The sequence below is a fragment of the Anabaena sp. 90 genome (assembly GCF_000312705.1).
In the GTDB taxonomy this organism is placed as follows: Bacteria; Cyanobacteriota; Cyanobacteriia; order Cyanobacteriales; family Nostocaceae; genus Dolichospermum; species Dolichospermum lemmermannii.
The window spans coordinates 3,105,869-3,121,144 of record NC_019427.1; the positions used below are offsets into that span (position 1 = coordinate 3,105,869).

Annotated in this window: 11 protein-coding genes; 7 read left to right on the forward strand and 4 right to left on the reverse strand. The window is 38.5% G+C overall.

Annotated elements, in window-relative coordinates:
• Window positions 1-111: 111 nt before the first annotated feature.
• From ANA_RS13535 to ANA_RS13550, 4 genes are all read left to right on the forward strand, one after another.
• Entirely contained in the window at window positions 112-1,272 is a 1,161-nt protein-coding gene (locus ANA_RS13535; protein ID WP_015080618.1) for an AAA family ATPase, read from the forward strand.
• Between the two features lie 2 nt (window positions 1,273-1,274).
• On the forward strand, window positions 1,275-1,931 hold the full coding sequence (locus tag ANA_RS13540) for a DUF3226 domain-containing protein (protein WP_015080619.1): 657 nt from the start codon (window positions 1,275-1,277) through the stop codon (window positions 1,929-1,931).
• A gap of 153 nt (window positions 1,932-2,084) precedes the next feature.
• The gene (locus tag ANA_RS13545) at window positions 2,085-2,669 is read left to right on the forward strand and encodes a Uma2 family endonuclease (RefSeq protein ID WP_015080620.1); all 585 of its coding nucleotides are present in this window, start codon (window positions 2,085-2,087) and stop codon (window positions 2,667-2,669) included.
• Window positions 2,670-2,748: 79 nt separating this feature from the next.
• Complete coding sequence (locus ANA_RS13550; RefSeq protein WP_015080621.1) at window positions 2,749-3,009, forward strand: hypothetical protein; 261 nt, start codon at window positions 2,749-2,751, stop codon at window positions 3,007-3,009.
• Here ANA_RS13550 and ANA_RS13555 read toward each other — a convergent pair.
• Window positions 3,006-3,902: a 1-aminocyclopropane-1-carboxylate deaminase/D-cysteine desulfhydrase gene (locus tag ANA_RS13555; protein ID WP_015080622.1), complete on the reverse strand. Its 897-nt coding sequence runs from the start codon at window positions 3,900-3,902 to the stop codon at window positions 3,006-3,008. The genes ANA_RS13550 and ANA_RS13555 overlap by 4 nt on opposite strands.
• A 72-nt stretch (window positions 3,903-3,974) precedes the next feature.
• Window positions 3,975-6,722, reverse strand: coding sequence for an efflux RND transporter permease subunit (locus tag ANA_RS13560; RefSeq protein WP_015080623.1), 2,748 nt, complete (start codon window positions 6,720-6,722; stop codon window positions 3,975-3,977).
• Between the two features lie 90 nt (window positions 6,723-6,812).
• Here ANA_RS13560 and ANA_RS13565 point away from each other — a divergent pair, with 90 nt between their 5' ends.
• Window positions 6,813-7,514, forward strand: a complete 702-nt coding sequence (locus ANA_RS13565) for a 5'-methylthioadenosine/S-adenosylhomocysteine nucleosidase family protein (RefSeq protein ID WP_015080624.1) — start codon at window positions 6,813-6,815, stop codon at window positions 7,512-7,514.
• 35 nt (window positions 7,515-7,549) lie between these two features.
• Here the strand turns inward: ANA_RS13565 and ANA_RS23620 are convergent, their stop codons facing one another.
• Window positions 7,550-10,450 (reverse strand): DUF4114 domain-containing protein, encoded by a 2,901-nt coding sequence (locus ANA_RS23620; protein ID WP_015080625.1) that lies wholly within the window; start codon window positions 10,448-10,450, stop codon window positions 7,550-7,552.
• 1,057 nt (window positions 10,451-11,507) lie between these two features.
• Here ANA_RS23620 and ANA_RS26860 point away from each other — a divergent pair.
• Window positions 11,508-11,810: a hypothetical protein gene (locus ANA_RS26860; RefSeq protein ID WP_162471198.1), complete on the forward strand. Its 303-nt coding sequence runs from the start codon at window positions 11,508-11,510 to the stop codon at window positions 11,808-11,810.
• Here ANA_RS26860 and ANA_RS13575 read toward each other — a convergent pair.
• Window positions 11,754-12,923 carry a glycosyltransferase gene (locus ANA_RS13575; protein WP_015080627.1) on the reverse strand — a complete coding sequence of 390 codons (1,170 nt, stop codon included), beginning with the start codon at window positions 12,921-12,923 and terminating at the stop codon, window positions 11,754-11,756. The genes ANA_RS26860 and ANA_RS13575 overlap by 57 nt on opposite strands.
• A gap of 153 nt (window positions 12,924-13,076) precedes the next feature.
• Between ANA_RS13575 and shc the strand changes: the two genes are divergently transcribed.
• Window positions 13,077-14,990 (forward strand): squalene--hopene cyclase, encoded by a 1,914-nt coding sequence (gene shc, locus ANA_RS13580; RefSeq protein ID WP_015080628.1) that lies wholly within the window; start codon window positions 13,077-13,079, stop codon window positions 14,988-14,990.
• The last annotated feature ends 286 nt before the right edge of the window (window positions 14,991-15,276 follow it).

The following is a 15,276-nucleotide window of genomic DNA, read 5'->3' on the forward strand; positions in this document are numbered from 1 at the left end:
TGTTTGTTGCAAAATTAGTAATTTATATCCCCAACTTCTTGAAGAATTTGGGGATATATTTGCTATAATCAACGTAGTCATTATTTCTCTTTTGTCTCCATCTTAAAAATTATGTTAAAAAGTATAAAAATAGAGAACTTTCGAGGTTTCAAATCTTTTGAACTTCAACAAATAGGTAGAATTAACTTACTGGTTGGTGAAAATAATAGCGGGAAAACTTCTATATTAGAAGCGGTTCAACTTTTATGTTCACGGACTAATCTTGAACCACTCGGCGAAATAATGATTAACCGAGGTGAGTATTTTTGGAGTGATGATCCAAGAGAAGAACGCGAACTTGATATTTGTCATTTATTTTATGATCATCAATTTGATATAGATAGTCAATTTTCTATTTCAGGAATTAACGACAATTTGAAAGAAGAATTTTCTGTCAGTATAGGAAGTATAAAGTTACATATTGATGCTGATTTAGAAGAGTTGGAGGAATTAGATGAAGAAAAAAAAAGAGAACTTATTGAAGAGTTATCAAGTAATTTCAAAAGTCTAAATTTCAGAGTAGTTTGGAAGAGAGAAGATGAAGCTAAAGAAATTGTAAATACAGCTTTATCAGATAATAATTGTTTATCTTTAAGATTTATTAAACGTTCTAGCCGAGACAAAAAAAATCAAGTGTCTAGGACAGTATTTGTTAATTCTTCTTCTTTAAATACCACAAATATGAAAGAATTATTTGAGGAAGTTGTCTTAACTCCTGAAGAAGAACTAGCAACAGAAGCTTTGAGAATTATTGATCCAAAAATTGAACGTATTGCTCCAGCCAATGTTCAAAAAGCTACTCAGATGTCGAGATTACGTTCTGCTGCTGATTCACATACTGGTTTTTTTGTGCGTCTTAGTGATAAAAAACAGCGTGTACCTATTGGTAGTATGGGAGATGGAGTTTGGCGAATTTTAGGAATCGCATTAGCTATAGTATCAGCTAAAGATGGTTATTTATTTGTAGATGAAATTGACACCGGACTTCATTTTACTGCAATGTCCGATATGTGGAAAATGATTTGGGATACAGCGAAAAAATTAAATGTCCAAGTTTTTGCAACTACACATAATAGTGATTGTTGGAAAAGTTTGGCTGATATTGCACAACAAGAAAATGTAACTGATGATGGTATTAGGATTCATAGAATTGAAAAAGGTAAAGAAAAAAGTATAGTGTTTAATGAAGCACAAATTGTTATTGCTGCTGAAAGAGAATTAGAGGTACGTTAGCAATGGCAAAACATTATCACCCCAAAAGGCTATTAGTTGAAGGTCAAGATGATTTACGAGTCATACCAGAATTAATTGAAAAAAATGGAATTTTTTGGGGAGCGAAAAAAGAGGAAGCAATTATATCAATTCAAGAATGTGGAGGTTATGAAAATATTACTTATGACCTGATATATACAGAATTACAAACTGGAAGATGTACACATTTAGGTTTAATGGTAGATGCAGATGATAATGCGTCTTTACGTTGGCAAAGTATCAGAAATGCTTGTTTGCAAATTGAAAGTATTTCTCATCTTCCTGAACAAATACCAGAAACAGGATTAATTATTAATACACAAGATGATAAGAAAATTGGTGTTTGGATTATGCCAGATAATATCATCGAAGGGATGTTAGAAACCTTTTTAGGTTATATGATTCCAGAACAGGGAGAACATCTTTGGCAATATGCACAGGAAGTAGCAAGAGAAGCAAAAAATAAAGGTGCAACATTCAAAGAATCTTATATTGATAAAGCGGAAATTTATACCTGGTTAGCATGGCAAGATGAACCAGGTAGACAAATACATCAAGCCATCAAGTATAATATTTTAAATCCCCAAACTCCCAAGGTGCAAGGTTTTATCAATTGGTTTAAGGATTTGTATGATTTGTAATCTCAAAATTTAAAGATAACAATATCACCATAAGTTCTTTGTCCTTACCACTCATGTTTTATCAAATCGAACAAACTGCTAGACTATAATTATAACTGAGTTGAGAAATTTGTAGAAGCGATACCCAACCCATAAAACCTATAAATTAAAATTATGACTCTTGCACAAGAAACACGCTACTATTCCCCTGAAGAATACCTAGAATTAGAGGTAAACTCAGAAATACGTCACGAATATATCAACGGATTAATTATACCCATGACAGGCGGAACACCCAATCACAACCAACTTGCACTTAATTTCAGTGGTACACTCAATTATCTTCTCAAACGTCAACCTTATCAAGTCTTTGTCACAGATCAACGTCTTTGGATTCCCACCAGAAAAATTCATACCTACCCTGATATTATGGTTGTGAAAACTCCCTTAGAATATGAACAAGGAAGAAAAGACACCTTAGTAAATCCTGTGATGATTGCAGAAGTATTATCAAAATCTACCAAAAGTTATGATAGAGATGAAAAATTTGCAGCGTATCGGACAATTCCTAGCTTACAAGAATATATTTTAATTGACCAATACACAATGCACATTGAGCAGTATTTTAAAACCGATAGTAATAAATGGATATTTTCTGAATTTACAGATGAAGATAGTAGCTTAAACCTATCTTCTATTCCCTGCCAAATCTTGTTAACAGATATTTATGATAAAGTAGATTTCAACACCGAAGAATAAAAACTCAATCTTCCTCTTTGCGTCTTTGCGCCTCTGCGTGAGATAATCATAATTCTAAATACCAAAGGAGTCAATAAAAATGAGTCGCATTAATCCTTACACATTACAAATGCAAATTACCCAAATGTTTACTCAAGGACAATCATTTTTTGCCTTGACAAAAGTTCAAGATTGGTTAAAAGAACATAATCAAAACCCCTTAGACTACGAAATTCTCTTTCATAAAAAACCCGCACCTCCCGGTTCAAAAGAAGTCATGGTCATAGAAATAGAATTAAAACGCAAAGACGGACAACCTGTAGATCCTTGGTTACAAGAACAGGCTAATTTACACGCTTAATTCCCCTGTAAACCACCAGTATGGATTAATAGCAAAGATTCCGATTTAAAAAACCCTTTTGCAATTAAATCCATCACTCCATAAAACATTTTGCCTGTATATATATAATCTAAAGGTATATCATGTTGTTGTTGGAAATCTTGACAAAAGAGCTTTAATTTATTAGTTACCTTAGCGTAACCACCAAAATGATAATCAGATACAAGTTCCCAAGGTGCAGGAAAATTAACAGGTGTTGGTAAATCAGAAGCTAGATAATTTGTTAATAAGTTATTGATATCTTCCTTGAGAAAATCACCACCTTTCAAAACAGGAAAACCAATCACCCTTTGTTCTTGATTTAATGATAGTGTCATTCCTGCTAATGTTGTTCCTGTACCGCAAGCTAAACAGATAGTATCAAATCCTTTAACTGTTTGTAATATTTCTGTACAGCCACGCATACCATTTAAATTACAACCCCCTTCAGGAATCATAAATACTTCCCCAAATCGCTGTTTTAACTGATTTTGTAATTCTTCTGTATGGCGTTTTTTATAGGTCTGACGATCAATATATACTAATTGCATTCCCTGTGCTACTGCAAATTCTAGAGTAGGATTTAAAGGAATATTTTCTTCTCCACGAATTAAGCCAATAGTGCGAAAACCAAACAGATTTCCTGCGGCAGCGGTAGCATAAATATGATTAGAATAAGCACCACCAAAGGTGAGAATTGTCGATAATTTCCTCTCTTTAGCTTCTACCAGGTTATACTTGAGCTTAAACCATTTATTACCGTTGATTTGTGAGTGCATGAGATCCAGGCGTAATCCGAATAACTTAACATCTGCATTAGCACAGATTTCACTATTAATTTGTTGAATAAGTGGAGGAAAAAAAATTGACGACATTTTCAGGAAAAGTTAAGCTTTATAAAATACTAAGATCCCCGACTTAGCTAAAAAATCGGGGATCTGAAAGATTTATCCTTTCACCGTCTTCCTGGGAAACCAATCATCTAAAATGGCGTAGAATACCGGGACAACAAACAAGCTGAGAATAGTAGAACTTACCAAACCACCAGCTATAGATACAGCCATAGGCGATCGCAATTCCGAACCCGCACCTAAACCCAAAGCAATAGGAACCATCCCCAAAATTGTTGCCGCAGTTGTCATCATAATGGGACGTAAACGTACAGGTCCAGCTTTAAGAATTGCCTCAGTCCGTTCTAGTCCAGAATCCCGTAACTGATTAATATAATCTACGATTAAAATCGCATTTTTGTTAGTAATCCCCAGCAGAAACACAAAACCAATCAGAGATATCATCCCAAAATCACTTTTTGTAAATAGCAGTGCCAGCAACGCCCCAACCACTGCTAAAGGTAAAGAAAGACCAATAACTATGGGATCTACCCAACTTTTAAACAACCAAATTAGCACCACAATAATACAAAGTGCCGATAATCCCAGCGTTGTGCCAAAACTCCCAAAAACCTGATTTTGACGGGCAGAATCTCCCCCTAAATTCAAAGACACACCAGCCGGCATCACAGCTTTAGCTTCAGCTACGACTTGATCAGTTGCATCACCTAAAGTTAAATTTTGACCCAGGTTAGCACCGATATAAACTACTCGCTGATTATTCAACCTTTCAATTTGCAAAATCCCATCTTGTTGATAAGACGCACCTGTAATAGTCACATCAGCAAAACCAGATATTTTCTCAATTCGAGCTTTTACCGCTTTAGCTGCTGTCGTCAAAGCTTTGATATCATTACCTTGTAAAGCTATTTGTAAAGGTTTTTGTCCACCCGTATCAACAAACTGAATATCCTCTACACTTGTAGTTACACCCGCCAATTTTGGCAAAGCAGCACGGAGTTGGTCTTGTACTTCTGCCGTTTTCACTTCTCGCTCTGCTTTGAGCTTAACGTACAGCGTCCCCTTGTTTGGTTCACCTTCACGAGAACCCACAGTAGTAAATACCGTTGCCACAGCGGGGAACTTTCTCACTACTTCTTCCAGTTTCTTAGCAACATCCAAAGAATCGTTTAAAGGAATAGGAATAGGAATAGAAGATGATGAATCAGCCAAAGCCGCAGCAGATAAAGACGAATTTCCTAATTTATCTTTTTGTCCCATTTGTCCCAGTTGTCCTGCTTGTCCTCCTGGTTGTCCTAGTCCTCCTTGCACCCCTTGTGCTAGATCCCCAGGAAGACTAGGTAGAGGAGCAGTATAGACAATATTAAATTCTCCTCGGTCAAGTTTAGGAATAAATCCTTTGGGAATTAGGGGAATCAGGGCAAGACCAGCAATTAAACTACTTATAGCTAACCCAACAACTATCAAGCGGTGCTGCAAAGACCAGGCTAACAAGTTACGATAAGCTTGATCAAATTCTAGCCAAATTTTACTTTGCTTCTGAGGAGAACTGGATGGTTTAGCTTTAAGCCAATAAATAGCTAAGACTGGTGATAAGGTTCGGGCTACTAACATAGATGTCAGCATGGCAGCAGAAACGGTAATTCCAAAGGGTTTGAAAAACTGACCAATGACTCCACCCATTAAACCAATAGGCAAAAATACTGCTACCGCTGTCAAAGTAGCTGCGGTGACAGTTAAACCAATTTCATTAGTGGCTATCAAAGCGGCTTCGCGGGGGGTTTTCCCTTCTTCAATATGCCGCATGATGTTTTCTACATCAACTATGGCATCATCTACTATCGAGCCAATGACTAAAGCTAAGGCTAACAGGGTGATAGTTTCTAAGTTAAAGCCATATATCGCCATGACGATAAATGTTCCTAACAAAGATATGGGAATAGCTAAGGCAGAAATTAGGGTAGCTTGCCAATTCCATAAAAAGGGAAAGATGACGACAATTGATAAAATTATCGCTTCGATCAGGGCATCTATGGTGGAATGGGTGGCGTTGCGGATATATTCAGCTTGGGTAGCAGCTAAAGTGAGAGTAACATCTTTTAAGCTAGACCTTAGCTGTTGTACTTCTTTTTCTACCCGATTAACTACTTCCAAGGTATTAGCATCACCTTTTTTAATGACCTGAAAGGCTAAAGCCTGTTTACCATTGAACCTGACTAAAGTGCCGACTGGGGGTAATCCATTTGTTGCTGTTGGTGGTGGTGCATTCGTACTCACTTCCCCTAACAGAGAGACTTTCAGAATTCCTGGTAATTTAGCTATGCTAGGGACAATTTTATCTTTTACCAGTTGCCGTAAATTATCAATCTTCCCAGAAGAACTTTCAATGGCATAGCTAACAGCCGCTGATTCGTTCAGATTCAAAGGGATGATTTTTTTAGTGGCATTCTTAGGTAGATTTAATTGATTAACGATCTGAGAAATTTTATTAGTCGCAGTTTCTAAATTCGTACCCACCACAAAAGAGGAAACTACAGCAGTTTGACCAGGATAAGTTGATGAACGAATATCCTCAAGTCCTACCAGTGATTTGAGACTTTCCTCCAGTGGTTTAGTGAGTTTTTCTTCCGTATCTAGGGCTGATGTTAAAGGTGCTTGGACATTTACGACCACTACCGGAAAGGTGATATCTGGAAATAAAGCATATTTGAGGGAACTCAAGGCCAGGACACCAGCTACCGCTATACCTATCCAAAAACACACCGTCAACCAAGAAAACTTAATCGCTAATTTGGAAATATTGAAGCTTTCGCGGGCAGATTCTGAGTTATTAGTCTTTACCATCTGATAAAATTATTTAAGTCCTTGGTCATTAGTCATCGGTCTTTTGATCACTGACAACTGACAGGTTAGTATAGAACTTCTAGGATAACAATGGTTACGATCTTAGTCCCCCAGGGAGCAGAATATCAAGCCGTCTGTCGCGGATTAAGTCGCGTCCCCAGTTCCCAAGCCAAGGTATTAGCGATACCAATGGGAATCGAACCAGTGCGGAAATATTTACAACAATTCACCCATGGTCAAGCAAATCGGATGCTGATGATGGGTTTGTGCGGTAGCTTGAGCCAAAAATATCAAATTGGAGATATTGTTTTATATCAAAATTGTCTTTATCAAGGAAATCTGCAAGAGGGCAATAATTCCTTCACCGCAGATATACATAATCAACTTGGTGATCGTGTATCTTTAGTCAAAGGGTTAACGAGCGATCGCCTCTTATATAAAGCCACAGAAAAACGCCAGTTATATGAACAATCCGGTGCTGACGTTGTAGATATGGAAGGATATGCTTTTCTAGAATTTTTCCAGCAACCAGTTTCTCCACAGGTACAAATAGCCATCCTGCGAGTAGTTAGCGATGATGCTCATCATGACATCCCCAATATCACATCAGCCATTGGTGCAGACGGTTCATTACAACCTTTACCCTTAGCTTGGGAATTCATCCGTCAACCCCTAGCAGCGACTCGATTAATTACAGGTTCACTAAAAGGACTCAAAACTTTAACAGCAGTCACACAATTATTATTTACTCCTAACAAGATCCCCGACTTCTCTAAGAAGTCGGGGATCTGATTCTGATGAATATTCTCAAACCTGAGAAATATCTTTTACGCTTGAGCCAAATTGACTTTAACAATCACATCATTAAAATCTTTATCACCACCACCACGTAAATCCTCAAAACCAAAGGTATTATCACCTAACATCCGCACATGATCTACACCATCTGAGTTCGCACCCAAGAAGGTAAAGTAAATATCTGGATTATTATTAGGATTACTATCAAGTAGGGCATCAGGTGTACCATTCACAACAAGAAATGGTACATATATAGAGCCACCTTGAAGCGTATTATTGAAATTTGCCGTTCCACCGTTGTTCACAGCTAAATTAATGTCAGAAAGACGACCATTAATAGCTGCTTGAACATAACCATCTTGTCCTGGGAGGATATCAGCCTTACCATCACCATTAGTATCAATACCGCCATTCGCATCAGTCACGCGATAGAAACCAACAAAATTGTTGTAACTTGCTTCTCGGTTAACCACAAAATTAGCGGTTACTGCGCCAGTAATACCTCGTAAATCCAACGATTCGCCTTGTGGTTTATTTTGCAAAGTTGTACCCAAAGTTGTAGCTCGATCACTTGCCTGAATTGTTAACGGAAAATCCTCAAAGCCGCTAGGATTACCAGAACCATCTTCCCAATCTAGGGAATACTGATCAGATCCCAAATCTGTAATCTTGAGATTAGCAGGGTTGGCAAACAGGACATTGCCAATAGAGGTGTTATTACTCAGTACAGAATCGGTTGAACCGTCTTTGACCAAATAGAATCTCAAATTGTCATTGGAGTTAAATCTTAATAACCTGTCCAGGCTAGTAGGATCAAATCCAGCAGGAAGATTAGTAAGGGTAGAGAAAACTACCTGACCTTTTGCTAATGCTTTTTCTGCATAACCCGCTTCATCGGGGGCAATACCATCAACTTTACCAGACGCATCATCAACAGTAAATACTCCAATTTCATTGCGACCGGAATTGGGTCCTGTTAATTTTACTTCCAGTGTTGCCTTGCCGTTGTTGCCTTTGATATTGAAGACATTATCACTAACTAGCGTTAGGAAATCGCTAACAGTGCCGGTGCCAGTGGAAGTTGGATTAACATCAGGTGTACCAGCAGATGTGGCAGCAGGCGTTCCGAAGATCACATAGGCTTCACCTGCTTGAGAATTAGCCAAGGGAGCGCCAATAATCAAATCATTAACACCATCACCATTGACATCTCCAGCACCACTGACTGACTGACCTAAGTTACTATTTTCAGCACCATCAATGATAAAGCCCTTTTCACCATCGTACTCAGGTGTATCGAAAGTTGAGAGTTCAAAGGTAGCGCCAAAGCCTTGTTTGCTACCATAAATAACATAGCCTTGTCCAGCGTTATCAGTAGCCTTTTTTGCCCCAAGAATGATGTCATCAATACCATCATCGTTAAAATCTCCCAAACCACTGACAGACCAACCTGAGTTGTCAAGGGCGGAAATACCGTTGATGGTAAAGCCATTGTTGCCATTGAGATTAGCAACATCAAGAGTCTTACCAAAACCGTTTTTATTACCAAAGACTACATAGCTTCTGCCAGCAGATTCTTTGTCATTGGGATTGCCATCTTTTGCCCCAATAATCAAGTCTCCGATGCCGTCACCGTTGATATCTCCAGCTTTGCTAACAGAGAAGCCTGATTGATCTCCTGCTTGTCCGTTGATGGTAAAACCATCGCTGCTATTGAGGTTAGAGACGTTGATAATATTGGAAGTAAGGGGATTTGTGGAGTCAGTTTTCCGTCCATAAATAACAAAACTGCTTCCAGAATTATCACCATTGGTATTAGCAGAGGGCGCACCAAGAATGATGTCATCAATCTTATCACCGTTGATATCTCCCGCATCACTAACGGAATAGCCCAGGTTATTTGGGTTATCACTGATGATTGCCAGGATGTCTACGGTTGAAGCGAAATCACCATCTTTTTTCCCAAAGATGATATAGGCTTCTCCTTTATTAGCTGTTCCGTCATCACTAGGATGAGTTGCACCAATTAATAGGTCTTTAACGCCATCACCATTAAAATCGCCAGCGCTGCTAACAGCCCAACCTACATTATCACCAGACTGATTACCTTTCATGGTAAAACCCTGGCTAGGTTCAAGGTTGGAGAGTTCGATGGGATTACTGAAATAGTTAGGGTCTTTACTACCAAAGACGACATAAGCAGCCCCGGAATTATCTCCATTGATGTCAGAAAAGGGTGTGCCAATGACTAGATCATCAACACCGTCACCGTTAATATCCCCAATATTGCTAACGGAACGGCCTGAGTCATCACCAACTTCTGCCCCATTAATCACAAAGCCTGTAGTAGCATTGAGATTGGAAGGGTCTATGACTTGTTGAAAGTTCTCTTTGCTGCCAAAGACTACATAAGTTTTCCCGGAGTTAAATTTGTCATTAGGATCACTCAAAGGTGAGCCGATGATTACATCCCCAATTCCATCACCGTTGATATCACCAGCATTGCTAACTGAGTAACCTAATTGATCATCACTTGCACCGCTGATGACAAAACCATCGTTGTTGGCTGTGGGTATAATCTCGCCAGTTACAGGATCTATAAGGCTAGTCTCGCCAGTTATAGGATCTATAACGGTTAGGAATAAAGTTTCAATAGGTGTGGGATTTGTGGTGGAAGTGTTATCTACGTTGGAACTAATATCTACATTGGAGCTAATATCCTGTTCGGAGGTGTCTACAATGGAGGTGGTATTTTCAAGAGGGATAGGATCTTGTTCGGATGTGGTGGCTACATTAGAACTAATATCTTCAATGGCAGTAGGATCTTGTTCGGAGGTGATGCCTACATTAGAACTGATATCTTCAATGGCAGTGGTGTCTTCAATGAGAGTGGTATCTTCGAGTGTAGTGACGTTAATATCTGGTTCCATGATGGTGTCGTGTTATGGGTTTTTTGAATGTTTGATAAATTTCGGTTACAGCAAAGTCGGTGTAATAGGTCGTTCTTAGTTAGTTACACAAACATTTGCTATAAATCTGCGTTAAGAAATAGCTCTAGGCTGTAGTTGAGTTGCTAGAGTTGGTGTTCATGATAATAATGGATAGAATTTCATACCCCTGGGGTAAATATGCGTGTTTGTCTCTAAGAGGGTGTTTGAAAAGTTTTAGGCTGTGATTTTAGGCACTTACAGATCCCCCCTAACCCCCCTTGCTAAGGGGGGAACTAGAGTCAAAGTCCCCCTTTTCAAGGGGGATTTAGGGGGATCTAAAAATATTTGATACACCATGAGGGACTTTTCAAACATCCTCTAAGCTTGAGTCATTAGAGTAACTGAGGATGGAAATAGGGGAATAGTAGTTAATGCCCTGGTATGCTGAAATTTCTCTGGACTGTAGTTGTGTTACCAGAGTTGGTATAGATAATCTTTTTTGAGATGGTCAGATCCGGTTAACTTCTATGCGAGATCAAACCTTCATCATCCATCTTATATACAAAAGTTTTCACCTCTTATGATCAAATCCAGGTCTATTTAAGACTTGGGTTTTTGCCGACGACACCCAAACGAAGGAAGATGCTGAAGTTTATGCCTGATTTGATTTAAGGGCTATTAGCTTTTTAGTACCGAGAAAATTTACTGTGATTGCCGGAAAAAAACTATAGCTCATATATTGTGCTATTAGTTGTGAAGCTTCTGTGAACTTGAGGTCAATAACACGCAAATTTCTGAGTTTGGCTTTTATCATTGGCTGTAAACATGACAATCAAATTTAGTCTGCGGTATGATACTTGATGTTAATGGAAAAAATTTCTCTTCCCTGTTCTCAAGTCCCGCTTCCTATAACTTAATCCCTAATTGCTAATGTCCAATCCGGACTTCTTTTAAATATTCTGACTACTTTTGATCTACTGTTTTTACCAGTAATCCTAATGTGTGGGTAATGCTGGGGCTGGTGTTTAATGGGTGAGAATGGGAATTTGGGGAAAAAATGTCTGCTACTGGTTGTCAACGGGGTAAACTCGGGAAGAAGGAGTCACCGAGTCAGGAGTCAGGAGAAGAAGAAGGAGTCAGGAGTCACCGAGTCAGGAGTCAGGAGAAGAAGAAGGAAGAAGAAGGAAGAAGGAAGAAGGAAGAAGGAAGAAGGAAGAAGGAAGAAGGAAGAAGGAAGAAGGAAGAAGGAAGAAGGAAGAAGAAGGAAATTTCTTTCTCTGCTTTTCTTGCTTCTCTTATCTTGTCAACGGGCATATACTCTACCTTTCCATGCACCTCCACGTCCTTGCCAATGTTGTAATGCTGAATCTGTTGTCATAGAAGTATATAAAAAAGCAATGATGGGTAAGCTAAAAGCAAAAACTGGAGAACATTTATAAAAACGAATAATTGGGAAATAAGCAAAAGTCATCAGTAGATATCCGATGAAAGAAATCAGGGTAATTATCCAATTCCCCAATACCAGACCGAAAATAATTGCTATCGGTGGTAATAAATAAACTAAAGTCATTCCCAACAGGCTGCCTATTAGCAGGAAAGGGGAATAATTTAGTTGTGTGTAAGCACTTCTGGCGACCATATCCCAAATTGTTTTCAGGGAGTCGTAAGGACGTAAGCTATAGGTTAGGGTGCTTAATCCTAGCCAGATTTTTCCGTGAGTTGATTTAACGGCTTTGGCTAGGGAACAATCATCAATTAAGGCTTGACGAATTATTTGCAACCCACCAATTCTATTTAGGGCTTCTGAGTGAATGAGAATACAACCTCCAGCAGCGGCAGCAGTAGCTTTTTTGGGATTATTTACCCAGGAAAATGGATAAAGTTTTTGGAAGAAAAAGACGAAAGCTGGTATTAATAGTTGTTCCCAAAAACTTTGACAGCGTAAGCGTACCATGATGGATACGAGATCTAATTTCTGTGCCTCGGCTTTGGCAACTAGGCGGTGCAAGTTGCTGGGATCATGTTCTATATCGGCATCAGTAAGTAAAAAATAGTCTGGTGTCAAGGTACTGGCTGTTTGTAAACCTTGTTCCATTGCCCACAATTTGCCTGTCCAACCTGGGGGTAATGAGGTGCTGGTAACAATTTGTAGTTGTGGGGTTTTGTCGAGGTTGTGGGCTACTCCTTCGGCAATGTGGGCTGTACCATCGCTACTTTGATCGTCTACTAAAAAGATGGTGAAATTACCAGGATAGTCTTGAAGGAGGAGCGATCGCAAGCTAACAGGAATGACATCGGCTTCATTACGGGCAGGAATTATTACGCACACGGTCGGTAAGGTGTTGTTATCAATATCTTTATCTTGATTTGCTTCTAATTGGTGATTAACTCGCCAAAACTGCCCCCAAAATAAGAGTAAAAATATCCAAATGACTAAGGATAGAAGGGTCAAACTGAATATAATTGTTGCCATAACTGTTGCTGTACTCCAATTTAAAATTTAAAAGACAAATTTAATTCTTTTACTGACTTGGATAGAATACAATGTTTGCTGATTTTGCGGAAGAATTTTCTCGTAATTCGGTTATGTTATTTAAATATTGTTTGGTGCTGAGGTAGGTATTTGATGCAAACACAAGATAGAATAAAAGTCAAGCAAGTTGTTGATGCGATAGCCGCAAGTCAAAAACATCTACTTTCTATTCAAAATCCCGATGGTTATTGGTGGGCTGAGTTAGAGTCTAATGTTACCATCACTTCGGAAGCTGTTTTATTACATAAGATTTGGGGAACTGAGAAAACCAGACCTTTACATAAAGTTGAAAATTATCTCCGTTCTCAACAACGAGAACATGGAGGTTGGGAATTGTTTTATGGTGATGGTGGAGATTTAAACACAACTGTAGAAGCCTATATGGCTTTAAGATTGTTAGGTGTACCCGCTACAGATACCGCATTGCTGAAAGCGAAATCTCTAATTTTAGCTAAAGGTGGTATTAGCAAAACTCGGATTTTTACAAAGTTACATCTAGCTTTAATTGACTGTTATAATTGGCGCGGACTGCCTTCTTTGCCACCTTGGGTAATGTTACTACCCGATAATTTTTTCTTCAATATTTATGAACTTTCGAGTTGGGCGCGTTCTAGCACTGTGCCATTATTAATTGTCTTTGATCGAAAACCAATTTTTAACATTGATCAGCCAATTAATTTAGATGAATTATATGCTGAAGGTGTAAATAATGTCTGCTGGGAATTACCAAAAAATGGTGATTGGTCAGATATTTTTAATATCCTTGATGATGGCTTTAAATTAGCAGAAAGTATTAATTTTGTTCCTTTTAGAAATGAAGGAATTAAAGCCGCAGAAAAATGGATTCTAGAACGTCAAGAAGTTACAGGTGATTGGGGGGGAATTATTCCCGCAATGTTAAATTCTCTGTTAGCTTTAAAGTGTTTAGATTATGATGCTAATGATCCGGTGATCGAACGGGGTTTAAAAGCAGTTGATAATTTCGCCATTGAAACAGAAAATAGTTACTGTGTCCAACCTTGTGTTTCTCCTGTATGGGATACAGCTTGGGTGATTCGGGCTTTGATTGATTCAGGTTTTGCCCCAAATGATCCGGCTATTGTTAAAGCTGGAGAATGGTTAATAGAGAAACAAATTCTCGATTATGGTGATTGGAATGTCAAAAACAAGCAGGGAAAACCCGGTGCTTGGGCGTTTGAATTTGAAAATCGTTTTTACCCAGATGTGGATGATTCGGCTGTGGTTGTCATGGCTTTACATCAAGCAAAATTGCGGAATGAGGAACTAAAAAAACAAGCTATTGATAGGGCTTTAAATTGGATTGCGACAATGCAATGTAAACCAGGAGGTTGGGCGGCTTTTGATCTTGATAATGATCAAGAATGGCTCAATTCTGTCCCCTATGGTGATTTGAAAGCGATGATTGATCCAAATACGGCTGATGTCACTGCTAGAGTATTGGAAATGTTGGGGGCTTGTAATTTATCAATTCAACCAGATAATTTAGAAAAGTCTTTAGATTATCTTTTGAAGGAACAAGAAATAGAAGGTTGTTGGTTTGGACGTTGGGGTGTAAATTACATTTATGGAACTAGCGGCGTTTTATCAGCTTTGGCTTTAATTAATCCTTTGAAATATGCTAGAGATATAAATCAAGGTGCAGCTTGGTTAGTGAAAGTACAAAATTCTGATGGTGGTTGGGGAGAAACTTGTTTTAGTTACAATGATCCTAATTTAAAAGGAAAAGGTGACAGTACAGCATCCCAAACAGCATGGGCTTTAATTGGGTTAATAGCAGCAGGTGAAGCTACGGATAAATTAGCTATTGATAGTATTGAAAAGGGGATTAATTACCTGTTAGAAACACAAAAATTAGATGGTACTTGGGATGAAGAATACTTTACCGGAACGGGCTTCCCTTGCCATTTTTATTTGAAGTATCACCTTTATCAGCAGTATTTTCCTTTAATGGCTTTGGGACGATATCAAGCAAAATGTTCGAGTTAAATAGGGCTGGCTGAATAAACCGAAAACCTAGATAGATTAAGAGTTTCCCGGTTAAAAAAGTGAATTAGGTGCAAGGAATAAGGATTGAAACCATTAAAAACCTATCACTTTCTGAAATTTGAGACTATTCTTCTCTGCTTCTAATTCTTCCTCCTGACTCGGTGACTCGGTGACTCGGTGACTCCTAGCCCTCACGAAAAGACTTTTTCAGCAAGCCCTAAATAGCAATACCTTTGCCATTTTTCTGGAGAAATATTATCAATCTTGTAGTGCGGGCATCTTGCTC